Source organism: Cupriavidus sp. 05N39 (assembly GCF_056397325.1).
Window position 1 is genome coordinate 16,761 of record NZ_JBFTNE010000055.1, and the last position, 23,690, is coordinate 40,450.

A 23,690-nucleotide genomic window follows, 5' to 3' on the forward strand; every position below is an offset into this window, starting at 1 on the left:
ACATATGTGATGGAAGCCGATGCGTGAGGGATCGAAACTCTCATCCACGGCCATTCGCGGCGCACGGTGCCGCGCCATGGCCGCACTGCCCCTCAACGCTTCACGTCCACGTCGCCACCGGCGACGCTACATCTCATGACCATGAACAAGACCGCGCCCCGCCGCTCCGTGCTGTATGTGCCCGCGACCAATACCCGCGCCATCGAGAAGGCCCGCAACCTGCCCTGCGACGTCATCGTGTTCGACCTGGAGGACGCCGTGGCGCCGGCCATGAAAGGCCAGGCCAGGGACAACCTGGCCAGCGCCTTTGCCGCGCAGCCGTTTGCGACGCATGAGACTGTGATCCGGGTCAATGCCCTGGGAACCGCCGAATTCGATGCCGACCTGCGCGCTGCCGCCGCCTGCGGGGCGGATGCGATCCTGCTGCCGAAAGTCGACACCGGTGCAGACCTGGAGCGCTTTGCCGAGGCGATTGGCGCCATTGCCAATGGCCCTGCCCCCAAGCTGTGGGCCATGATCGAAACGGCTTCCGCGATCCATCGCCTCGACGGCATCCTGCAAGCCGGCCAGCGCCGGCAGGTACAGCTCGAGTGCCTGGTCGTGGGCACCAACGATCTCGCCAAGGAAACCGGCGTATATCCGGGCGACAACCGTGCGTATCTGCTTCCCTGGCTGATGTCGGTAGTGCTGGCGTCAAAGCGCTATGGCACGGACGTGCTCGACGGTGTGTGGAATGACTTCGGCGACCGCGCCGGTTTCGACAACGAAGTGCTGCAGTCGTGCAGGATGGGCTTTGACGGCAAGACGCTGATCCACCCGTCGCAGGTGGATCCAGCCAACGCGGCGTTCACGCCATCGGATGCCGCCACCGCTGAGGCGCAGGCGATCATCGCGGCCTTCGCGCGACCCGAGCATGCCGCGGCGGGTGTGATCAACCTGGATGGGCGAATGGTCGAGCGCCTGCACCTAGCGCAGGCCACGCGCCTGCTAGCGCGGCGTGATGCCATCCGGGCGCGCAGGGAACGACCCGGCCGCTGATTTCGCGCCGCTGCTGCGGCGCTCAGCAGTCCTGCGCTACCGCCAGCACGGCGGCCAGCAACTTCTTGCGGCGTGCGTGTAAACGCGCAACCGGGCCGCCGGTGCCGATGCCGAGCCACTGGCCGCGTATCGGCGTTGCCACCAGCGTGGCGATCACACCGGCCCCCGGCGATGCCAGGCTGGCCGACTCGTAGTAGCCCTGGCGGCGCGCCTGCTCCACCGCGCGCATGATCTCGTCAGTGCGCACCGGCGGCTCGCCCGGGGCCACCTCGGCGTTGTAGCGCCGCAGCAGCCGCCCGATCTGTTCGTCTTCCATCCGGCTCATCAGCATAATGCCGATCGCGGTGCGATGCATCGGCCGGATGGTGCCCGACGATACCGAAAGGCGCAAAGCATGACTGGATTCGATGACGGACAGGTATTGCAGCATGTTGCCGCTCTGGCGGCCCAGCATCACCGTCTCGCCGGTCTCGCTCGAAAGCCGGCGCAGGGCGTCGTGGACCGAGGCGCCGGTGCCTTGTTTTCTTGTGGTCCATCCGCACAGGAACGCGACCCGGACCGACGGGCAATAGGTTCTAAGCTGGGCGTCGAACTCCATGTAGCCGCGCGCCACCATGGTCCGGAGCAGCATTGAGACACTGGACTGCGGGATGCCGAGGCGCTCGGCGATCTCGCCGACGCGCAGGGGCCGGCGCACCCGCTCGAACAATTCCAGCAGATCGAACACCCGATTTGCCGATTTGACCATTCCGCTGTCCATAGCAGTCCCTCCTTGGCCCGCGCGCCTCTCCGGCGCTGTCTTTGCCATGCTTCGGACCGGCCGGCGTCGCCCAGGCGCTTGCCTTTCAGCCCACCCTCAACGCCTGCACAAGTAAAGTTGTAACTACCGTCGTGCGTGGCGAGATTCCCTGCGAACCCTTGTCGCGCAAGCCCTGGAAGCCGACATTCATTTTAGCCAAAATTGTGTCTATCGCGGCCGGGGCGTCAACTAAAGTTGTAACGCAATGGGCGAATTCAACTAATCTTGTGCCGTAATGGTCGACGCTTCTGCGGAGGCTTCGATGACACGACGCTCGCGACTACGGTAAGCGTCAGCGGAACCCATCCATAATGGACTTGACGCCTTCCTCTGCTCGTGGATGATGGCTACAGATCGACCACTTTACGCAGGAGCGCGAAGGAGACCCGCCAGTGGCCTTCGTCGAGATTGCACTGTACGGACGCGGTCTTCTGGTTGACACGCACGACGGTGCCGATGCGCTCGTGCAGGTGCTGGTCGGTAAAGGCCACCGTGTCACCAACCATGAAGTCAGCACGCTGTGCACGGGGCGGTGGCGGCGGGTCGTGTGGCGGGGATTGGGCCGCAGCGTTGGCGTCGGCGATGACCGCGGCATAGGGCAAGGCCCAGCGCCGGCGCGTAGCGGTGTCCTCGATCACGGCCTGGGTCTGCCGCAACTCAAGGATACGGTCCCGCCCTACAGCCCGGACCTGAATCCAGTGGAGTATCTCTGGGCCTGGCTCAAGCGCCATGCCCTGGCCAACTTCTGCCCACACTCGCTCACCGAACTCAAAACGACCGCCCGCAATCGGCTGCGCAGCGCACAACAATGCGCCAACATCATTGCCGCGTGCTGGAAGCAGGCCGAGTTGTGGTGATGTCGTCATTTATACAAGGATCAATAGGCTTAGGGTGATAGATGATGCAGACACCTTGCACCTTCTCCTCGGCGCACAGGTAGAACCACTGATACTCATCCGACGCCGTGAGGTTGGCCTTGGCTATCCAGCTCCAGTGATAGTCGGCGAGGCCGAACTCACCAAGTGCATTTCTGAGCGCACTTCGGTCGGGCAACGGATCGGGATACGCGGCCTGGAACTCCGCGATGATTTCCGCCTTGGCGGCGGACCAATGGCCCTCCATTGCAAGCGTCATCGTGCTATTCAAACCGCAATGAATGACATGGGAAACCATCGCGCCTGTGTGAGTGCAGCGCAGGAACCCTTGACCCTGTTTGACTCCGTCCATTTTTTGTAAGCGACGCGTCGATCCCGTCCGATAAGGCATCGCCGCCCATTATTGAAACCGGAAGAGGATCGCACATCGGCAGCCGGCGTCGTACCCCCCTTTCATAGGGACTGCACAATAGCTCACGGCGCGCCATGCTTTCAGTGCGTCCTGAACTGCAAGGTGCCGGTGCGGTACTGCCATCGCGCGCGGTCGGTTGAGTGTCGGCTTCTCGCCTTTAGCAGCCGAGCCGACTGGCTCCTCGCTGGCCCTAACTCAGGCCTCCGTGTTCAAAACGACGTCAGCAGGTTCGTGCTGACAGTGTGAGCGTGACAAGATGAATTTGATGAGTGCTTCGGCCAGAATACGGCACCGGCTTCGGCATCATTACCGGCGTTGTTGCCCGTGTTTCGCATCGTCGAAGGCGCACTCATCCTTTGGCGCCCGGCTGCAGTCGATGGCGCATCATCCACAGATTGCTCAAGGCAAACAGCGTCTGCAGTTGCTGCGTGTTCTTCATCAAGCCACGGTAGCGCACCTTCATGTGGCCGAACTGGCGCTTGATGATGCGGATACGCGGCAGTGGACGCGCGTGGCCATTGCACCGGTGCCGGCGCGCGAGTGGAAGGGGCCGCGGCCATAAGCCGGACCCGAAAAAAAGAGTCCCCAGGAAGTCCCCAGACACAAAAAAAAGGGGTTACGGCAAATACCGTAACCCCTTGAACTTATTGGTGGGCCTCCCGTGAGTCGAACTCGGCACCAACGGATTATGAGTCCGCTGCGCTAACCAGGCATGAGCTAGAGGCCCGATGGAGCGGGTGAAGGGAATCGAACCCTCGTCACGAGCTTGGAAGGCTTCTGCTCTACCGTTGAGCTACACCCGCGCGCGATGCGCGGCATGATAGCAACTCCCCCCAATCGTCGTGGCACGATTTGTTCAGTTAGACAACCTTAACCGTTCTGCGCCAGCCTCGAATTACGGCCCCAGGATAATCGGCTTGCCATTCGTGCGCAAACGCAATGGCCGAGACTGAAGCGCCCAGCTGCTTGCGGTGCAAAACGATCTCTTTGTACCTCCAAATACACTAGCTGCGCCACTGTCGTCGTCAGATGGTGACCATGCCACTGGCATGCAAAGCTTCGCTCACGGCTTCGATCCCGGCTGCATCGAGGTCCTGCAGCGGCTGCCGCACATGACCGCCGCGCCAGCCGCGCAGATTCATGGCAGCCTTGGTGGACTGGGGCTGGCCCAGTTTGCGGGCGACCGCCCGCATGGGGTACCAGCGACGATGCAGGCCGCCGGCGTCCGTCGCGTTGCCAATGCGCACCGCATCGTATGTAGCCTTGACCAACTCAGGCAGCGCGCAACTGTTGGTCGAGCTGACACCGTCGAACCCTAGTACCAGCGGCCCAAGCATCACGAGATCGGATGCGGCCAGTACGCGAATGCGGCCGCTGACGCGCCCGACGAGTTGATCGACCGTGGTCGGATTGAGATCGCCCTGCTTGAGTGCGACCACTTGGGGCACATCGCACAGGCGCTCGATCAGCGGCACCGATAGCGTAATACCGACGCCCGGCGCGTTATAGATCATCACGCCGGTTCTGGAGAGCGGCGCCACTTCCTCAAAGAAGCGCACGATCTGGCCATCGGTGACTTCGGACACGAACGGCGGCATCAACATGGGCAATCCGCCCAGTTCGCCAGCCAACGAGGTCAGTTCCTTCACCACGCGCACATCGGCATGTGCGGTGCATAGCAATACAGGCACGCAATCGCCTACGACGTCCATGGCGTGGCGGAAGAGCGCTGCGCGCTCGGCGGTATTCATGGCCGGGAATTCGCCGTAGGTGCCGCCAATCAGAAGCCCGTCGTAGCCCAGGCCCAGCATGCGCTCGACGTTCTCCGTCAGCGCGGGGAGAYCCAGGCTGCCATCCGCCGCGAAGGGCGTGACTGCGATATTGAACAGGCCGCGGGCGCGCGCCAGAGATTCATCTTGAGATTTCATAGTGCCTCGGGTCAATGTTGAGACGTTAGCTGTGGAAAAAAATAGGTGGCCGACCTAGGAATCGGCTGGAATGCGAACAGGATCGGGATTAGAAATCGAGCTGGCTGAGCGGACGAATGCGTACGCCATCGCCTTCCAGCGCCGCGCGCACCGCCCTGGCAATGGCAACTCCCTGCGGGTTGTCGCCATGCACGCAGATCGTGTGGACCCGCATGTCGACCTTGCGGCCGCCAACGGTATGAATCGCCTGCTCCCGAACCATCTGCAAGGCACGCGCCGCCGCAACGCCCGGGTCGTGGATGACGGCGCCCGGCTGGTTGCGCGGCAGCGTTAAGCCGTTGTCGCCATAGAGACGATCCGCAAAGACCTCGCAGGCCATGCGCACGCCGCCCCGGCGGGCCGCGCGCTCGGTTTCATTGTGCAGCGTGCAGACCAGCACGAGATCCCGGTCAAGGGCGCGCATGGCGCCGATGAGTGCGTCGGATAGCTCGGGGCTTTCGAAGGCCATCGTGGCCAGGGCGCCATGGAGCTTGACGTGCGTCACGCGATGGCCCACGGCCTGCGCCATCCCCTGCAGCGCGGCAATCTGGTAGATCAGCATCTTCTCGATGTCACCGGGACTGTCCCCGACGATCTTGCGCCGGCCAAAACCGTACAGATCGTTAAAGCCAGGGTGCGCACCAACATCGACGCCTCGCGACAGTGCCTGGGCCGCGGTCTGGTGCATGACGACGGGATCGCCACCGTGAAAGCCGCAGGCCACGTTGGCCGACGTGACGATCGCCAGCATGGCGCTGTCGTCCCCTATTTCATAAGGGCCGAAGCTCTCGCCCAGGTCTGAATTCAGATCGACTTCCCGCACTTTCATTCTCCGAAACGCCACCCGGCGCCGCTTGGTATACCACTGGCACGCAAAATGCATGCCATTTGCCGGGCAGCAGAATCCTGATGGCCGCATCCCCAAAATCGGGCGTTTCAACTGGAGAAAGCATGACAAGCAAGTTGCAGAAAATGGTTAGTACCGCGGCAGCTGCCGCGGCCTTGCTGGCAGGTGCAGCCCACGCGGCGGAACTGAACTTCGCGAGTTGGGGTGGCGCCTACCAGGGCGCGATCCGCGAGGCGTGGTTGAAGCCGTTCGCCAAGGACACTGGCGTCAAGCTGACGGAAGACACCGATCCGCAAGTCGCAAAGATCCGCGCCATGATCGACACCAAGACCGTGAACTGGGATGTGGTGACGGAGAACAGCGCGCGGCTGACGCGCGGCATCAAGCTGGGCGTATTCGAAAAGATCACGCCCGAGATGGTGGATCAGAAGCACGTGATCCGCGGCGCGCGCAACGACTATGGTGTGCCGTCCGAGATCTTCTCGACCGTGGTGGGTTTTTCGTCCAAGACATTTCCGGCCGGCAAGCTCCAGCCATCCACCTTCGCGGATTTCTGGGACGTGGCCAAGTTCCCGGGCAAGCGCACGCTGCAGGACGATCCGGCCACCGTCATCGAGGCCGCGCTGATCGCCGACGGTGTTGCGCCCGCCGACGTCTACAAGGTGCTCGCCACGCCTGCTGGCGTGGACCGCGCCATGAAGCAGATCGAGAAGATCAAGCCAAGCGTCGCCATGTGGTGGAAGAACGGCGCCGAGCCGGTCAACGCGCTAGGCAGCGGCGAGGTCGTCATGGCGCTGGGCTGGAACGGTCGCTTCCAGGCCGGCATCGATTCCGGGCTGCCGATCCAGATGGGTTGGGGCAACGCCGTGGCGCAGGTTGGCTACTTCGCCCTGGTCAAGGGTGCGCCGCATCGCGACGAAGCCCTGAAGCTGCTGAACTACATCATCCAGCCGAAGAACCAGGCCGAATTCAGCAAGCACATCGCCTACGGTCCCACCGCCGAAGCCGCCTTTCCTCTGATCGACGAGGCCCGCAAGCAGCGCCTGCCTTCCACGCCCGAACGGCTGAAAAGCGCCTTGTTCCTCGACTCCGAATTCTGGGAAAAGCAGGGGCCGGCCATCGTCGAGCGCTACAACCAGATCCGCGCACGTTGATTCGTACCACCGCGAGGTAACTGCATCATGACAGGCACCGCCCTGCCCCTTCCCCCCGCCTCGACCGCACCCGCCGTGAGGCAGGCGCGCCGCCGTCCGAGCCGCGCGGCGGTGCTCGCCAGCTTGCCGTTGCTGCTCTTCCTGCTGTGCTTTTTTGTCGGGCCCATCGCGGGCCTGCTCAAGGAAGGCTTCTATCAGGACGGCGTGGCGACGCTGGCCAACTACCGCCACCTGATCGACACGCCAATCTACCGGATCGTGCTGGGCAACACCTTCACCATCGCCGCGGCGGTGACGCTGTCCTGCGTGCTGATGAGCTACCCGCTTGCCTACCTGATGGCCAGCGTGCGGCCCAATGTAGCCAAGCTGCTGTTCTTCGCGGTGCTGCTGCCGTTCTGGTCGAGCGCGCTGGTGCGCACCTCTGCCTGGATCGCGCTGCTGGGCAAGAACGGGCCGCTCAATGCCCTCCTGACCGGCAGCGGCATTCTGGACCAGCCGATGGCCTTCCTCTACAACTTCACCGGCGTGATGATCGGCATGACCCATGTGCTGATGCCCTTTGTGGTGCTGCCGCTCTATGCCTCGTTCCGCTCGCTGGACCACACCCTGGTGCAGGCCGCGCAGAGTCTCGGAGCGGGTTCGGTGAGCATCTTCAGCCGCGTGGTGCTGCCGCTAACCAGCCCCGGGGTGGTGGCGGGCGGCATCATCGTCTTCATGAATGCGGTGGGCTACTACATCACGCCCTCGCTGATGGGTGGCCCGGCCCAGCGCATGGTGGCCGAGCTGATTTCCTACAACATCACCGAGGAACTGAACTGGGGCCTGGCCGCGGCGTTAGCCGCCGTGCTGCTGCTCACGGTGCTGGCATCGCTGTGGCTCTTCAATCGCCTGTTCGGCCTGGACAAGCTGATCGCCGGTTCGACCGGCAAGGGCAGCAGCACGCCTGGCACGGCGCGCACCCCGGGCGGGCGGCTCGCCGTGGCCGCCGGCATTGCCTGCGCCGTGTTCCTGGTGTTGCCGATCGTCATCGTAATCCCGATGAGCTTCGGCACCACCGATTTCCCGGTGTTCCCGCCGCCGCAGTATGGGCTGCGCTGGTACGCCAGCTTCTTCGACGACGCCAAATGGCTCGATGCTCTCTGGTCGAGCCTGCGCGTTGGCGCGATCGTGACGGTGCTGGCTACCCTGCTTGGCACCGCCGCGGCGCTGGGCGTGCACAAGATGGCGTCGGCGCGCAAGGGCTGGCTCGATGCCCTGTTCGTCGTGCCGATGTCGGTGCCGGCGATCATCACCGCTGTGTCCCTCTACTACCTGCTGGCGCCGCTGGGCTGGGTGGCCAACTCGCTGGCCATCGTCATCGGCCACACCGTGCTCGCCACGCCCTACGTCTACATCACGGTGCGCGCCGCGCTGCGCGGTTTCGATCCCAGCCTGGAACTGGCGGCGCTGAGCCTGGGCGCCCCGTGGCCGACTATGTTCCGGCTGGTGATGCTGCCGGCGCTACTGCCCAGTCTCGTCGGCGGCGCGGTGTTCGCCTTCGTGACCTCGTTCGACGATGTCGTGATGGCGCTGTTCCTCACCACCATCCGTAACCGCACCCTGCCCAAGCTGATGTACGAGGGCCTGGCGCACGATTTCGATCCAACGGTGATCTCCGCGTCCTGCGTGCTGATCGCCGCTACTGCGCTCATCCTGATGGCCAACCAGTTGCTGGGAAAGAAGAAAGGAGCATGACGATGCAAGCCACCCTCTCGCCAACCGCGTCCCCGCCCTATGCTGCGGCGCCTGCGCTGCAGCTCTCCGAGCGCCCCGAGGCCCAGGGCAAGGACATCTCGGTGCGCGCCGTGCGCAAGTCCTACGGCAGCACGGTCGCGCTGCCGGAAGTCTCGCTATCGGTGGCACGCGGCGAATTCTGTACCCTGCTTGGCGCCTCGGGCTCGGGCAAGACCACGCTGCTGAAGATCATCGCCGGCTTCGAAATGCCCGACACCGGCAGCGTGCACATCGCCGGCCGCGACGTCACCCACACGCCGATCGCCGAACGCAATATCGGCATGGTGTTCCAGAACTACGCGCTGTTCCCCCATATGTCGGTGTTCGAGAACGTAGCCTTTGCGCTGCGCATGCGGCGCCTCAACCATGAGGACATCAAGCGGCGCGTCGGCGAAGCGCTCGAGCTGGTGAGCCTGCAGGCCCTGGCAGCGCGCCTGCCACGCGAGCTCTCAGGCGGGCAACAGCAGCGCGTCGCGCTGGCCCGCGCGCTGGTCTTCATGCCGGACGTGCTGCTGATGGACGAACCGCTTGGCGCGCTCGACAAGAACTTGCGGCAGGCGATCCAGCTGCAGCTCAAGAAGCTGCACCACGACCTCGGCCTGACGGTGGTCTTCGTCACCCACGACCAGGAGGAAGCCATGAACCTGTCGGACCGCATCGTCATCATGGACCAGGGCCGCATCGTGCAAGCGGGCGCGCCCGCCGCACTGTACCGCTCGCCCGATACGCCGTTCGTCGCGGGCTTCCTCGGCGAATGCAACTTCCTCGGAGAACCCGCCCGCGTGCTCGGGATCAGGCCGGAGAACGTGCGCGTTGGCGCGCAGCTTGGCGCGTCGGACGTACGGCACGAGGGCCGCGTGGTCGCGTCGACCTTCTGCGGCCTGCACTGGAAGGTATTCATCGCCTGGCGGGACAGGACCATCGTTGCCTATGCGGCTGCCGGCATGGCTGGTACCGATCACGAGCCCGGGCGGCTCGTAGCCTGGGGGTTCAGCCCCAGCGACGCCATGGTGTTCGCCACCCAATGAGGGTCGGTGAGCACCAGTAGCGCGACAGCATATTCACTACCGCACCAACATGAAAACACTGACAAAAATCGAGACTGACCACGGYGCTGCCGCAAGCGAGCTGGACGACATCGCGCTGACCTCGACCACGCCCGCCGGGGACATCCCCGACCTGGCGGGCGATGCCTACAACACGCTGCTTGACATGATCCAGCTGGGCCGCTTGCGCACCGAGACGCCACTGCAGGAACGGGCGCTGGCGGCAACGCTGGGCATCTCGCGCACGCCGCTGCGCGAAGCCATGAGCCGGCTCATCGGCGGCGGCTTTGCCGTGCGCACGCCGCGCGGGCAGCTCATGATCAAGGAGCCCACGCTGCGCCAGTATCTGGAGATTCTCCAAATGCGGGGCCTGCTGGAAAGCGAAGCCGCCGCCCAGGCCGCGACCCGGATGGACCCCAAGCATGCGCAATACGTCATCGCCCAGGTGGAGGCGCATCTGCTGGCGCGCAATACCACCAAGGACGAGAACCACAGGATCGATAACCTGCTGCACGACACCGTCGCCACGGCCAGCGGCAACCAGATGCTGGCGCAGACGATCCATGACCTGCGCATCAAGGCAAGATGCTTCGACCAGAACGGCGCACCCGAGCGTTTCGAGCCCTGCGCACGCGAGCATATCGCCATCCTGCAGGCCATCGCCGAGCGCAACGCCGATGCGGCGCGCGCCGCCATGAGCCTGCACCTTGCCAACGCACGCGCCGGCCTGGTAGCGCGCCATACAAACCTGTGACTTCGTGTGTTGCCAACCATGCGTCCATCAACGCTCCATCAACCAGCAGATTCATCCATGACAAGTACATCGCGCATTGACGAAAGCGCAAGGGGCGTCTTCATCATCTCCGCGACCCCCTTCACGGAACAGGGGGCGCTCGACCTGGAGAGCACCGACCGCCTGGTCGATTTCTACCTCGGCAAGAAGGTCGCGGGCATGACCATCCTCGGCATGATGGGCGAAGCGCCCAAGCTGTCGGAGGAGGAGTCCATGATTTTCGTGCGCCGCATCCTCGAGCGGGTCGATGGCCGGGTGCCGGTGGTTGTCGGGGTGAGCCACGCGTCGAATCAGCATGTGGAGCGCCTGGCGAGGACCTCGATGGCGCTCGGCGCGGCCGGGGTCATGCTGGCGCCAGCGGCAAACCTCAGGACCGACGACCAGGTTTATGGCTACTACGCCGCCATTGCGCGCCTGCTTGGACCGGATGTGCCGATCTGCCTGCAGGACTTCCCCCAGGCCACCGGCGTCTACACCTCGGTCGACGTCGTCCTGCGGATGGTGCGGGAATTCCCGCAGGTGGTGATGTTCAAGCACGAGGAGCTACCCGGCCTGCGCAAGCTCTCGCAGATTCGTGCCCAAAGCGAGGCGGAAGGCCTGCGTCGCATCAGCATCCTGGCCGGCAATGGCGGCCTGTTCCTGCCGCAGGAGATGCTGCGGGGCGCGGATGGCGCGATGACCGGCTTCGCCTACCCCGAGATGCTGGTCCAGGTCTGCGACCTTTTCGCCCAGGGTAAGGCCGGTGAAGCCGAAGACCTGTTCGATCTGTACCTGCCACTGCTGCGCCATGAGTTCCAGTACGGCATCGGCCTGGCACTGCGCAAGGAAACCCTGCGCCGGCGCGGTGCGATCGCCAGTGCCGCGGTGCGCAAGCCCGGACCGGTGCTGGACGCAACCGACCTTGCGGAGCTGGAGCGGCTGATCGGCCGCCTGGAAGCCRGTTTGGCGAACGCCGGCCAGGCTGGTCACTGACGCCAGGGGAGACAGGGAAACAGCATGACTTTCGACTTCTGTATCACCGGCGCATCGATCGTGGACGGCAGCGGCAGACCCGCCTTCGTTGGCGACGTGGGCGTGAAGGACGGGAAGATCGCGGCCGTTGGTGAGCTTGCCCACGCCAGCGCGGTGGAACGCATCGATGGCCGTGGCCGGGTTGCCGCGCCTGGCTTCATCGACGTCCATACGCACGACGACCGCGCCTTGCTGATGCCGGGCGCGATGACGGCGAAGCTGTCCCAGGGCGTGACAACCGTCGTCACCGGCAACTGTGGACTCAGCCTGGCGCCTGCGCGGCCGGGCACCGCCATATCGCCTCCGCTGGACCTGATCGCCACGCCGGAATGGCTACGTTTTCCTGCCTTCCGCGATTACCTCCACGCCTTGGACGCGAACGGGACCGCGGTCAACGCTGTCTGCCTTGTGGGCCACCTGACGCTGCGGGCCAGCGTCATGGACAACCTGGAACGCCCGGCCACCCCGGCCGAATGCGATGCCATGCAGCGCCTGCTGGCAGACGCGCTCGAGGCAGGTGCCTGGGGCATGTCCACCGGCACCTTCTATCCGCCCGCGCGGCTTGCCACCACCGACGAAATCGTCGCGGTAGGCGAGCCCCTGCGGGCCCATGGCGCGCTCTATGCCACCCATATGCGCAACGAAGCCGAGAAGATCATCGATGCGCTGGATGAAACCTTCGAGATAGGCAGGCGGCTTGGCGTACGCGTTCTGATCTCGCACCACAAGCTGGCGGGCATCGCCAATCACGGGCGCTCCGCCGAGACGCTGAAGCACATCGCAGCCGCGATGCAAACGCAGCCGGTATCGCTTGATTGCTACCCCTACAACGCGTCTTCCACGGTACTGCGGCCGGAGTTCGTGGCGCGCGCCGCCGCCGTGATGGTCAGCTGGTCCACGCCACATCCGGAACATGCCGGCAGGCTGCTCGCCGATATCGCGCGCGAGATGGGCTGCGGCGATGAACAAGCCGCCGCGCGCCTGGCACCCGCCGGCGCCGTCTACTTCATGATGGACGAGGGCGACGTGCGCCGCATTCTTGCCTTCCCCAAAGCCATGATCGGCTCGGACGGCATGCCGCACGACGAGCATCCCCACCCGCGCCTGTGGGGAACATTTCCCCGAGTGCTGGGCCACTACTCGCGCGAGGAGCGGCTTTTCCCGCTGGTCACGGCAATCCACAAGATGAGCGGCCTGACCGCCGGCGAGCTCGGCATCGCCGACCGCGGCCATATCGCCGTTGGCCAGGCGGCCGATCTTGTGCTGTTCGACCCGGACACGGTCGGGGATCGCGCGACCTTCGCCAAGCCGGCCACGCTATCGGCAGGTATCGAGAGCGTCTGGGTCAACGGACGGCTGGCTTTCGCAAAAGGAGACGTGCGGGACGATCGCGCCGGACGTGTACTGACCAGGACACCATCACAGGCCGTGCAAGCGTAGCAATCCGTTTGGCACGTGTATTGCTTGCACTCCATTGGCATACCAATGGCACACAAGCCTCATATCAACCACCAACGCAATGCCATGTGCGATCGATCGATCCCCATGGGCGCGTATAGGAAAGCAGCGCAAGCCATGTCTGTTCTTAGCTTAGATACCCGCTTGGCGTCCCGCCTGAGCGCCGCGCGGCCGTCGGCCACGGGGGCTGTTGCCGAAGCCGCCCGCCTCATGGTGGCGCAAGGCCGCGCAGTCATCAGCCTGGCCGAGGGGGAACTCGACTTCGATACGCCCGCGCACATCCGGCAGGCTGCCGTTGCCGGCATCATGGACGGGCATACGCGCTACACAAACGTGGCAGGCACGCCCCAACTCAGGGCCGCGATAGTGCGCAAGTTCGTGCGTGACAATGCCCTGCACTACAACGAGAGCGAGGTCATTGCCGCGACGGGCGCAAAGCAGATTCTCTTCAATGCCCTGCTGGCAACCGTCAATGACGGGGACGAGGCCATCGTCGTGGCGCCCTACTGGGTGTCCTATTCCGAGATGGTGCGCATTGCCGGAGGTACGCCGGTGGTGGTGACGCCGGCGGCCGAAGATGGCTTCRAGCTCACGCCGGACGCACTCGCCGCCGCCATCACGCCCAGGACACGCTGGCTGATGCTGAACTCGCCCTGCAATCCTTCCGGATCGCTCTACGCCGCCGACGAACTGCGTGGGCTGGCGGACGTGCTGCGCGCACATCCCCGCGTGCTGGTGATGTCCGACGACATCTATGAAAAGATCGTGTTCGAAGGCGAGTTCTGCTCCTTTGCGCAGGCGGCACCGGACATGAAGGCGCGCACGCTCACCGTCAATGGCGTCTCCAAGGCTTACGCCATGACGGGGTGGCGGCTGGGCTATGCCGGCGGCCCGCGGTGGCTGGTCAAAGCGCTGGAGATGTTGCAATCCCAAAGCACTAGCAACCCCAGCTCGGTTAGCCAGGCCGCCGCCATCGCCGCGCTCGACGGGCCGCAGGATTTCCTGGAGGACTGGATGGCGCGCCTGCGCTGGCGCCGGGACCTTGCCGTCGATCTGCTCGCGGGGGCGGCACCGCTGTTGACCATGCGCACGCCACCCGCGGCCTTCTACCTCTATGCGGATTGCAGCGGCACGCTTGGCATGCGCACACCGAGCGGCGACATCATCGAAAGCGACCYGGACCTGGCGCGCTACCTGCTGGAGGAAGCGGGCGTCGCGGTCGTGCCTGGCACGGCATTCGGCCTGGCGCCGTACCTGCGGTTTGCGTATGCGGTTTCCGATGACCGGCTGCGCATGGCATGCGAGCAGATCGTCCGGGCCTGCTGCAGGCTGTCCAGGCCATGAAAGCGGCGGACATGGATGCACCGGCGCAATCCGGGAGCGCGGCGGAGCCCGCGCCTGCGCACCAGCACCTGCGCGACGGATGGCACATCGAGCCCGCCGGCGACCGCTGCCTGTTGATCCGCCTGGGCAACCGGGCCGATGCCGAAGTCAGCCAGACGGTGCACGCGGTGACGGCATGGCTGTCCAGCCGCGTCCTGCCCGGCGTCGTCGACGTCGTGCCGGCGTTCACCACGGTGGCCGTCCACTACCTGCCCGCCCAGTTGCCACGCTGCGAGGGCTCCGCCTCGCAGTCCCTGAGCGCGACCATAGACCATCTCCTGTCACAAGGCGTGCCCAGGATCGCGGGCACCGCACGCCTGGTGGAAATTCCGGTGTGCTATGGCGGCGAGTACGGCCCCGACCTGGAAGACGTCGCGCACCAATGCGGTATCTCCACCGGCGAGGTCATCCGCCTGCATACCGCCGTGCCGCTCGTCCTCTACACGTTCTTCTTCGCGCCGGGCACCCCATTCGCCGGTCCGCTGGATCCCAGGCTGCAGGTGCCACGGCGCGCAGTGCCGCGCACCCGTGTGCCGGCCGGGGCCGTGGCGATCGCCAACGGGATCTCGTCCATCTACCCGACTGAATCCCCCGGCGGGTGGAACCTGATTGGCCGCACGCCCTGGACCTTGTTCGACATCCGCAAGAGCCCGCCGACGCGCCTGCAGATCGGCGACCGCATGCAATTCATGCCGGTCACGCCGCGCGAGTTCGAAGCGCTGCTGGAGCCGCACCAATGAACCATATGCTGGTTGAAAAGCCCGGGGTGTTTTCCCTCCTCCAGGACACGGGGCGCAACGGCTACCAGCGCTATGGCGTACCGGTCAATGGGCCGATGGACGAGTGGGCGCACCGCGTCGCCAATGCCCTGGTAGGCAATGGCGAAGAGGCCGCTCCCCTCGAATGCACGCTGAAGGGACCCTGCGTCAGCTTCTCCCGCAACACCTTGATCGCCCTGAGCGGCGCGGATATGCGGGTCACCGCGGGCGGCGCCCAGATCCCCATGCACTGTGCCGTCATGTTGCGCCACGGCGTACGCCTGGAATTCGGAGAGCGCAGGTCCGGTGCTCGCGCCTACCTCGCGGTGCGGGGTGGATTCGATGCCCCGCTCGTGCTGGGCAGCCGCAGCACCTACGTGCGCGGCAGCTTCGGCGGCTTCGAAGGCCGCGCGTTGCGCCGCGGCGACCGGGTGCCGGTGGCGTCGCCAAGAGGAGAAGTCCTGGAACTTGAGCGCATGATGATCCAGAGCGGCATGCCCTTCGTCGCCGCGGCGGCGCCGGACACCGCACCACTGTCATCGGCCACGCAGGGGCTGCGCTTCGTGCCTGGCCCGCAGTGGCAGTCCTTCACCAGCCAGGCGCGGCACGACTTCGAATCCGCGTGTTTCCGGGTTTCAGCCCAATCCGACCGCATGGGCTACCGGCTGGAAGGTCCGGAGTTGAGATTGGCGCAGCCACTGGAAATGATCTCCGAAGTCGTGACCTTCGGCACCGTCCAAGTGCCACCGGGCGGTAGTCCTATTGTGCTGATGGCCGACCGCCAGAGCGCCGGCGGGTATCCGAAGCTGGCCTATGTCGCCAGTGCCGACCTGCCCTCGCTGGCGCAGGCCCTGCCAGGCGATGCGCTGCGCTTCCAGGCCATCACCCAAGCCGAGGCAGAGGCACTCTGCCTGGAAGTCGAAGATCGCTTTGCCCGCGTCAAGGTGCTGGCCGCAAAGGCGCTGGGCCTCCCCATCCCATAACGCAAAAGGAATTCATCATGCCGTTCATCGATATCAACTGCGATATGGGCGAGAGCTTCGGGCCCTGGGTCATGGGCAACGACCGCGCGATCCTGCAGCATGTCACCTCCGCCAACATTGCCTGCGGATTCCATGCCGGGGATCCGGACACGATGCTCGAGACGGTCCGTGCGGCCGCGGCCGCCGGCGTGGCGGTTGGTGCGCATCCGGGACTCCCCGATTTGCAAGGCTTCGGCCGCCGCGCCATGGCCATGACGCCAGACGAGGTCTATGCCCTCATTGTGTATCAGGTGGGAGCCATGCTGGGCGTCACCCGCGCGGTGGGGGTCCCCCTGCACCACGTGAAGACACACGGCGCGCTCTACAACATGACCGCGCGCGACCCGGCGCTTGCCAAGGCGGTAGCGCAGGCCGTGCACGACATCGATCCCAAGCTGATGGTCTACGTCGCCAACGCCAACATGGCGAGCGCCGCCCGCGCGATGGGCCTGCGCGCGGCCTTCGAGGTCTATGCGGACCGCAGCTACCAGGACGACGGCACGCTGACCCCGCGCTCCGAGCCGCACGCGATGATCGAAGACGTGGCGGAATCGATCGCGCAGGTCAAGCGCATGGTGACCGATGGCAGCGTGATCTCGCTCGCAGGCAAGACCGTTCCCATCACGGCCGACACGCTCTGCATCCATGGCGACCAGCACGGCGCAGCGGTATTCGCGGCGCGTATCCGCGCCGCGCTCGATGCCGATGGCATCGGCGTGCGGCCCGTCTGACGTATTCCGCCACCGATGCACGAAACGCTCACGCGGCGCGCCCCATCCCGACCGACCCTCCCCACACCGAGGTGATCCTCATGTCTTCCAAGCTGACTCCGCGCCCCAAGCGCATGCTCAACCTCGCGGCGTGCGCCGTTGCGCTGGCACTCGGCACGCTCGCTGGCACCGGCGCGCATGCGCAGACGCGCGGCGGCACGTTGCGCGCGATCGCGCAGCCCGAGCCACCCACGCTCATGCTCGGCCTCAATCAGCAAACGCCCACCCAATACGTGGCGGGCAAGATCTATGAAAGCCTGCTGACGTGGACGCCGGACATGAAGCCGAAGCCGGGCCTGGCCAGGTCCTGGACCATCTCGCCCGACGGTAAGGTCTACACGTTCGAGTTGCAGCCGAACGTCAAGTGGCACGATGGCAAGCCGTTCTCGGCAGACGACGTTGTGTTCTCGGTCGACAAGTTCCTGCGCACGGTGCACCCGCGCGCGCGGGTCATTATCGAGCAGTTCGTGGACACCGTGAAGGCGCTTGGCCCAAACAAGGTGCAGATCACGCTGAAGGCGCCATTTGCTCCGTTTCTGAAAGCCTTCGTCAGCGACAACATGCCGATCGTGCCCAAGCACATCTATGACGGCACCGACTACGCCAAGAACCCGGCCAACCAGACGCCAATCGGGACCGGCCCGTTCAAGTTCAAGGAGTGGAAGAAAGGCGCGTACATCATCCTCACGCGCAACCCCGATTACTGGCAAGCCGGCAAGCCTTATCTGGACGAGATCGTCTTCAACGTGATTCCCGATGCAGCCTCGCGCGCGGTTGCTTTCGAGCGCGGCGACGTTCAGGTGGTGAGTGCAGGTGACGTGGACAACGTGGAGGTGAAACGTCTCAAGGCGCTGCCGGGCGTGCAATACACGACGAAGGGCTGGGAGATGTTCTCCAAGCTGGCCTATATCCAGATGAACCAGCGCAAGCCGCCTTTCGACAACGTCAAGGTGCGCCAGGCCGTGATGGAGGCCATCAACCGCAAGTTCGTCGTGAACAGCATCTTCCTCGGTCTCGGCAAGGTTGCCACAGGTCCGATTTCTTCCACCACGCCCTTCTACGATGCCAACGTGCCGGCCTACAACTTCGAACTGAAGAAAGCACGCGCGCTGATCAAGGAGTCGGGTGTCGACCCCGCGAAGACGCCGATCAAGATCCTGTCGTATCCCTACGGCGCGACCTGGGACCGGCTCGGCGAGTACACGCGCCAGAGCCTCGAACAGCTCGGCTTCAAGGTCGAGATAGAGTCGGCGGATGCGGGCACGTGGGCCAAGCGCGTCTCGGATTTCGATTTCGACCTCACCTTCAGCTTCACGTCGCAATATGGCGATCCGGCACTGGGCGTCTCGCGTCTTTACCTGGCCCGCAACATGGTCAAGGGCTCTGCATTCGTCAACAACCAGGGATACCGGAACGACGCGGTTGACGCGATGTGGGACAAGGCAGCCGCCGCGACCTCTAACGACGATCGCCAGAAGCTGTACTCCAGCATCCAGAAGACACTCGTGGAAGAGGTGGCGAACGGGTACCTGTTCGAGATGGAGATTCCGACGCTCTACAACGCGAAGGTGCACAACCTGATCCAGACGGCGATCGGTCTTAACGACACATTCGCCGATGCCTACATCGACAAGTAAGCACCCGTGCGCGGCGGTGCGCCGGGCAAGTGGCACGGCGCATCGCTCCTCCTCGTCAACTTTCTTGGAATATATTCCGTGGATAAGGCACTGTCAGTGTTCGCGCGGCTCGGCAAGGCAGCCCTGGTCGTGCTGGGCGTCGTCGTCGTCAACTTCCTGTTGATCCGCCTGGCGCCCGGCGATCCGGCCGCCGTGCTGGCGGGCGAATCGGGGGCCTCGGACCCCACCTACGTGGCGCAGCTACGGCAAGAGTTCGGCCTCGACAAGCCCGTCTATGTGCAACTGGCGAGCTACCTGAACGGCGTGGCGCACCTCGACCTGGGCTACTCGTACCGTGAACGCTTGCCGGTGCTCGATATCATCCTCGACCGCCTGCCCGCCACGCTGCTGCTGATGTCGTGCGCGTTCGCCTTCGCGCTTGTGTTCGGCGTGTTGTTCGGCGTGGTGGCCTCGCGCAGCCGCTATCAGGGCACACATCCATGGCTCGACAGCGTGCTGATGACGGGTTCGTTGCTGATCTATGCCACGCCGCAGTTCTGGCTGGCGCTGCTGGCCATTCTCTTCTTTTCCCTGCACCTCGGCTGGCTGCCGCCCTACGGCATGGAGACGGTCGGCGGCGCGTTGACCGGCTGGGCGCGCGTGCGCGACGTTGCGCATCACCTGGTGCTGCCTACCGCGTCGCTCGGCTGCTTCTTCATGGCGGTCTACGCGCGGCTGACGCGCGCTTCCATGCTCGAAGTGCTGGGCATGGATTTCATCAAGACGGCGCGCGCCAAGGGGGTTTCAGTGGGCGGGACCATCCGCCATCACGCGCTGCGCAATGCCTTGCTGCCGGTGGTGACTTTCGCGGGGATCCAGCTGGGGCAGATGGCCGGCGGCGCGGTGCTTACCGAAACCGTATTCGGATGGCCCGGCATCGGACGGCTGATGTTCGATGCGCTGCTCCAGCGCGACTATCAATTGCTGCTCGGTGTGTTCCTGGTGACATCGACGATGGTGGTGGTCTTCAACCTGCTCACCGATCTCGCCTACCGGCTGATCGATCCACGCATCCAGCAAGCCTGAGGAGCCTCACATGTCTTTCCTGAATCGATTCGTCGCCAACCGCGGCGCGGCCGTCGGCCTCGCGCTGCTGCTGGTGGTGATCCTGACGGGCATCCTTGCCCCGGCGCTCTATCAAGATCCCCCATGGATGATGGTGGCGGAGCCGCTGCTCGGCCCGTTCGCCGACACCGCRTATCCRCTGGGCACCGATATGTTGGGCCGCGACATCGCGGCGGGCCTCGCCTACGGCGCGCGGGTGTCGCTGATGATCGGCGTGATCTCTACGCTTGTGGCGGTCCTGATCGGCATCGTGGTGGGTGCCCTGGCGGGCTACCACGGCGGCCGCGTGGACGACGCCCTGATGCGGGGAACGGAGTTCTTCCAGACCATTCCACAGCTGGCCATGGCACTCGTCCTGGTGGCGATCTTCAAGCCGTCGCTGTACTCGATCGTCGGGGCCATCTCCATGGTGTCGTGGCCGCCGGTGGCGCGCCTGGTGCGATCCGAGTTCATGACGCTCAAGCAGCGGGAGTTCGTGCAAGCCGCCATCGTGATCGGCCAGAAGCCGGCCCGGATCATTTTTACCCAGATCCTGCCCAATGCCGCCTCGCCGATTATCGTGACGGCCTCGCTGATGACCGCGACGGCCATCCTGACCGAATCGGCGCTGTCTTTCCTCGGGCTGGGCGACCGCAACCTGATGAGCTGGGGATTCATGATCGGCGCCGCGCGCACGATGCTCCGCGAAGCGCCGTGGATGAGCCTCTGGCCCGGCATTGCCATCATGCTGACGGTGCTGGCCATCAATCTGATCGGCGAGGGGCTCAACGACGCCCTCAACCCTCAACTGCGCAAGCGGGGAGCTTAATACCGTGGCTACAGGCAATCCAGGCCAGGGCGCCGCCCTGCTCTCCATCCGCGGATTAAGCATCCCGCTTCCGGCTGGCGGCGACCGCCAGTATGCCGTGCGCGATGTGTCGTTCGACATCCGCGCCGGCGAGATCCTCTGCATCGTCGGCGAATCCGGATCGGGGAAATCGATGAGTGCCAACGCCATCATGGGCTTGCTGCCCACCTATCTGCGTCCGCAGCAGGGGCAGATCCTGCTGCACGGCGAGGATCTGCTCGGCATGGACGAGGCGGCGCTGCGCGGCATGCGCGGCAAGGACATGGCGATGATCTTCCAGGAGCCGCTGTCGGCGCTCAACCCGCTGCAGCCGGTGGGAGCGCAGATCGCCGAGGTCATGCGCGTCCATGCGGCCTATCCAGGTCCGGCACGCGAGGCCCGTGTACTAGAACTGCTCGACTTCGTCGGCTTGCCGGATCCAGCAGGGTTGTTTCATGCCTGGCCGTTCAGCCTTTCGGGTGGCCAGCGCCAGCGCGTGATGATCGCGATGGCGCTGGCGCTGGAGCCGGCGCTGCTGATCGCCGACGAGCCCACCACGGCGCTGGACGTCACCACGCAGGCGCAGATCCTCGCGCTGATCGCCCGCATCCAGCGCGAGAAAGGCATGGGTGTCATGTTCGTGACGCACGATTTTGGCGTCGTGGCCGAAATCGCGGATCGTGTCGTCGTAATGGAGAAGGGCCTGCTGGTCGAGGAGGGTACGGCCGACCAGGTGCTGAACCGGCCCCGCCATCCCTACACGCAGCGGCTGATCGCCAGCGTGCCGTCACACCGGCCGGGCGATCGCGAGCACAATGACCCGGCTGACGCAGCGAACGGATATCCAGTGCTGCGCGTCGATGCGTTGCGCAAGACCTATGTTAGTTCGGGCGGGCTGTTCAAACGCAAGCGCGTGGTCGAAGCCGTCAAGGACGTGAGCTTCTCGGTCGGCGCCGGCAAGACGCTGGGTATCGTCGGCGAGTCGGGTTCAGGCAAGTCGACGATCGGCAAATGCCTGCTCAAGCTGACCGGAACCGACGGCGGTGGTATGTATTTTGATGGGCGCGACATCGCCCCGTTGAGCGAGCGCGCGTTCCGGCCCTTACGCCGCCATATCCAGATGATCTTCCAGGACCCGTTCGCCTCGCTCAATCCGCGCCATACGGTGGGGCGCATCCTCTGCGATGGCCCGCTCGCGTGTGGCGTGTCCCGGGAACAGGCACTAGCGAGAGCGCGCGAGCTGTTGCAGCTCGTCGAGCTCGATACCTCGGCATTCGACCGCTATCCGAGCCAGTTCTCCGGCGGCCAGCGCCAGCGCATCGGCATCGCGCGGGCGCTGGCGATGGAGCCGCGGCTGATCGTGGCCGACGAATCGGTATCTGCGCTCGATGTCTCCGTGCAGGCGCAGGTGCTGCGGCTGCTTCGCGCCGTGCAACAGCGCCTCGGCATCGCGCTGGTCTTCATCACCCACGATCTGCGTGTGGCGGCGCAGATTTGCGATGCGGTGCTGGTCATGCACCGGGGCAGCGTGGTCGAACAGGGTAGCCCTGCCCAGATTTTCGAGACACCCCAGCATGCCTACACGCGCCAGCTCATCGACGCGATGCCGGGGCGTGACTGGGATCCGTCACTTGCCAGGCAGACGGCCACGCAAGCCGAGGTGCAGGCAGACACGATGGCAACCATCCTATGACCATCGCCGAACCGGATTTCGCCCTCGCCACCACGCTGTTCGACCGCTTGCGCGAACAAAGTTTCGACGGCGTCGGCGTCACGCGAGACAGCTACGGCGCAGGCGAGCAGCGGGCGCACCGGCTTGTCGCCGACGCCGCCCGCGCGCTCGAACTGCAGGTGGCGACCGATGCGGCGCTCAATCTCTATCTGACATTGCCGGGCACGGATCGCGGTGCTGCAGCGGTCATGACGGGTTCGCATCTCGACTCGGTACCGCGCGGTGGTAATTTCGACGGCGCCGCCGGGGTCGTCGCCGGTCTCGCCGTGCTGGCTGGCTGGCGCAAGGCGGGCTTTGTGCCGCGTCGCGACGTCACCGTAGCCGCAATCCGCGCGGAGGAGAGCGCTTGGTTTCCGGTGTCCTATGCCGGCAGCAAGGCCGCCTTCGGACTACTGGAGCCGCAGGCGCTTGACAGCGTGCGTGCCGACACCGGGCGCAGCCTGGCCGACCATCTGCGTGAGGCCGGCGGACGGCCGGACGACGTCCGCGCGGGCCTGGCGTATCTGTGCGCCGACCGCATCGATTGTTTTGTCGAACTCCATATCGAGCAGGGACCGGTGCTGCTGGATGCGGGCGACGTCGTCGGCATCGTCACCGGCATCTGCGGCAGCCAGCGCTACCGGCATGCCCGCGTGCAGGGAGCCTATGCGCATTCCGGCGCGACGCCGCGCAGCCACCGGCAAGACGCCGTGGTCGCGACCGCGGCGCTGATCGACGCGCTGCAACAGGACTGGATCGCACTCGAGGCGCAAGGGCATGAACTCACGCTGACGTTCGGCCGCTGCATGACGGACCCGGATCAGGTCGATTTCAGCAAGGTCGCCGGCCTGGTCGAGTTCAGTATCGACATGCGTTCCCGCAGCCGCGCCACGCTCGACCTGCTGGATGCGCGGGTACACGCTGCCGCGGCAGGCATTGGCACGCAGCACCACGTGCAAGTCGATCTCGGTGCCGCGTCGTCCAGTGCCGCGGCACAGATGGATCCGTCGCTCCAGCACGCCCTGCTCTGCTCCGCGAGCCAGGGCGGCGTACGCGCGCAGGCCATGCCCAGCGGCGCCGGACATGACGCGGCACTGTTCGCCGCCCAGGGCATACCCGCTGCGATGATCTTCGTGCGCAATGCCCATGGCAGCCACAACCCCGACGAGTCGATGGACCTCGCCGACTTCGCCGTCGCCACGCGGCTGCTGGCCGGCACGTTAGCAGCGCGTGCAGGCTAGGATGCCTGCAGCACGACCGGCAGCACAACCCGCATCGCACTTCAAAACACAACCCATGCCTGATT

The 23,690-nt window shown here is 65.1% G+C and carries 20 protein-coding genes, 2 tRNA genes and 2 pseudogenes; 17 read left to right on the plus strand and 7 right to left on the minus strand.

From position 1 onward, the window contains the following. Positions 1-135: 135 nt before the first annotated feature. Entirely contained in the window at positions 136-1,038 is a 903-nt protein-coding gene (locus tag AC1DN0_RS24390) for an HpcH/HpaI aldolase/citrate lyase family protein (RefSeq protein WP_441632862.1), read from the plus strand. Positions 1,039-1,060: 22 nt separating this feature from the next. Here the strand turns inward: AC1DN0_RS24390 and AC1DN0_RS24395 are convergent, their stop codons facing one another. Then, complete coding sequence (locus AC1DN0_RS24395; RefSeq protein WP_441632863.1) at positions 1,061-1,786, minus strand: IclR family transcriptional regulator; 726 nt, start codon at positions 1,784-1,786, stop codon at positions 1,061-1,063. A gap of 719 nt (positions 1,787-2,505) precedes the next feature. Between AC1DN0_RS24395 and AC1DN0_RS24400 the strand changes: the two are divergent. Beyond that, a pseudogene (locus AC1DN0_RS24400) lies at positions 2,506-2,694 on the plus strand (transposase); the annotation flags it as partial. Here AC1DN0_RS24400 and AC1DN0_RS24405 read toward each other — a convergent pair. The 6 genes and pseudogenes from AC1DN0_RS24405 to AC1DN0_RS24430 form a co-directional block, all read right to left on the minus strand. Then, positions 2,657-3,064 carry a hypothetical protein gene (locus AC1DN0_RS24405; RefSeq protein ID WP_441632865.1) on the minus strand — a complete coding sequence of 136 codons (408 nt, stop codon included), beginning with the start codon at positions 3,062-3,064 and terminating at the stop codon, positions 2,657-2,659. The pseudogene AC1DN0_RS24400 and the gene AC1DN0_RS24405 overlap by 38 nt on opposite strands. A gap of 409 nt (positions 3,065-3,473) precedes the next feature. Continuing rightward, positions 3,474-3,614, minus strand: a pseudogene (locus tag AC1DN0_RS24410) (IS5/IS1182 family transposase); the annotation flags it as partial. A gap of 158 nt (positions 3,615-3,772) precedes the next feature. Continuing rightward, positions 3,773-3,851, minus strand: a tRNA-Ile gene (locus AC1DN0_RS24415). A 2-nt stretch (positions 3,852-3,853) separates the two neighbouring features. Continuing rightward, positions 3,854-3,927, minus strand: a tRNA-Gly gene (locus tag AC1DN0_RS24420). A gap of 222 nt (positions 3,928-4,149) precedes the next feature. Continuing rightward, positions 4,150-5,052 (minus strand): dihydrodipicolinate synthase family protein, encoded by a 903-nt coding sequence (locus tag AC1DN0_RS24425; protein WP_477146072.1) that lies wholly within the window; start codon positions 5,050-5,052, stop codon positions 4,150-4,152. Between the two features lie 88 nt (positions 5,053-5,140). Continuing rightward, positions 5,141-5,920, minus strand: a complete 780-nt coding sequence (locus AC1DN0_RS24430) for a LamB/YcsF family protein (protein WP_477143197.1) — start codon at positions 5,918-5,920, stop codon at positions 5,141-5,143. A gap of 122 nt (positions 5,921-6,042) precedes the next feature. On the opposite strand from AC1DN0_RS24430, the gene AC1DN0_RS24435 reads away from it, so the two are divergent. From AC1DN0_RS24435 to AC1DN0_RS24505, 15 genes are all read left to right on the plus strand, one after another. Beyond that, positions 6,043-7,092 carry an ABC transporter substrate-binding protein gene (locus AC1DN0_RS24435; protein WP_441632871.1) on the plus strand — a complete coding sequence of 350 codons (1,050 nt, stop codon included), beginning with the start codon at positions 6,043-6,045 and terminating at the stop codon, positions 7,090-7,092. A 27-nt stretch (positions 7,093-7,119) separates the two neighbouring features. Further along, entirely contained in the window at positions 7,120-8,826 is a 1,707-nt protein-coding gene (locus AC1DN0_RS24440; RefSeq protein ID WP_441632873.1) for an ABC transporter permease subunit, read from the plus strand. Between the two features lie 2 nt (positions 8,827-8,828). After that, positions 8,829-9,893 (plus strand): ABC transporter ATP-binding protein, encoded by a 1,065-nt coding sequence (locus tag AC1DN0_RS24445; protein WP_477111821.1) that lies wholly within the window; start codon positions 8,829-8,831, stop codon positions 9,891-9,893. Positions 9,894-9,942: 49 nt separating this feature from the next. Next, complete coding sequence (locus tag AC1DN0_RS24450) at positions 9,943-10,665, plus strand: GntR family transcriptional regulator (protein ID WP_441632877.1); 723 nt, start codon at positions 9,943-9,945, stop codon at positions 10,663-10,665. Positions 10,666-10,722: 57 nt separating this feature from the next. Beyond that, positions 10,723-11,676, plus strand: a complete 954-nt coding sequence (locus AC1DN0_RS24455; RefSeq protein ID WP_477146073.1) for a dihydrodipicolinate synthase family protein — start codon at positions 10,723-10,725, stop codon at positions 11,674-11,676. A 24-nt stretch (positions 11,677-11,700) separates the two neighbouring features. Further along, the gene (locus AC1DN0_RS24460) at positions 11,701-13,155 is read left to right on the plus strand and encodes an N-acyl-D-amino-acid deacylase family protein (protein ID WP_441632881.1); all 1,455 of its coding nucleotides are present in this window, start codon (positions 11,701-11,703) and stop codon (positions 13,153-13,155) included. 135 nt (positions 13,156-13,290) lie between these two features. After that, positions 13,291-14,517: a pyridoxal phosphate-dependent aminotransferase gene (locus tag AC1DN0_RS24465; RefSeq protein ID WP_477146074.1), complete on the plus strand. Its 1,227-nt coding sequence runs from the start codon at positions 13,291-13,293 to the stop codon at positions 14,515-14,517. Next, the gene (gene pxpB / locus AC1DN0_RS24470; protein WP_441632885.1) at positions 14,472-15,296 is read left to right on the plus strand and encodes a 5-oxoprolinase subunit PxpB; all 825 of its coding nucleotides are present in this window, start codon (positions 14,472-14,474) and stop codon (positions 15,294-15,296) included. The genes AC1DN0_RS24465 and pxpB overlap by 46 nt, the downstream gene beginning before the upstream one ends. Beyond that, positions 15,293-16,297 (plus strand): 5-oxoprolinase subunit C family protein, encoded by a 1,005-nt coding sequence (locus AC1DN0_RS24475; protein WP_441632887.1) that lies wholly within the window; start codon positions 15,293-15,295, stop codon positions 16,295-16,297. Before pxpB ends, AC1DN0_RS24475 begins: the two co-directional genes overlap by 4 nt. A gap of 17 nt (positions 16,298-16,314) precedes the next feature. Then, positions 16,315-17,067, plus strand: coding sequence for a LamB/YcsF family protein (locus AC1DN0_RS24480; RefSeq protein ID WP_441632889.1), 753 nt, complete (start codon positions 16,315-16,317; stop codon positions 17,065-17,067). A gap of 80 nt (positions 17,068-17,147) precedes the next feature. After that, the gene (locus AC1DN0_RS24485; RefSeq protein ID WP_441632891.1) at positions 17,148-18,743 is read left to right on the plus strand and encodes an ABC transporter substrate-binding protein; all 1,596 of its coding nucleotides are present in this window, start codon (positions 17,148-17,150) and stop codon (positions 18,741-18,743) included. Positions 18,744-18,821: 78 nt separating this feature from the next. Then, a complete protein-coding gene (locus AC1DN0_RS24490; protein WP_045242101.1) occupies positions 18,822-19,808 on the plus strand; it encodes an ABC transporter permease in 987 nt (328 codons plus the stop codon). Positions 19,809-19,818: 10 nt separating this feature from the next. Then, positions 19,819-20,655: an ABC transporter permease gene (locus tag AC1DN0_RS24495; RefSeq protein WP_441632893.1), complete on the plus strand. Its 837-nt coding sequence runs from the start codon at positions 19,819-19,821 to the stop codon at positions 20,653-20,655. A gap of 4 nt (positions 20,656-20,659) precedes the next feature. Continuing rightward, positions 20,660-22,366, plus strand: coding sequence for an ABC transporter ATP-binding protein (locus AC1DN0_RS24500; RefSeq protein ID WP_441632895.1), 1,707 nt, complete (start codon positions 20,660-20,662; stop codon positions 22,364-22,366). Next, positions 22,363-23,625 carry a Zn-dependent hydrolase gene (locus AC1DN0_RS24505; RefSeq protein WP_441632897.1) on the plus strand — a complete coding sequence of 421 codons (1,263 nt, stop codon included), beginning with the start codon at positions 22,363-22,365 and terminating at the stop codon, positions 23,623-23,625. The genes AC1DN0_RS24500 and AC1DN0_RS24505 overlap by 4 nt, the downstream gene beginning before the upstream one ends. Positions 23,626-23,690 lie beyond the last annotated feature (65 nt).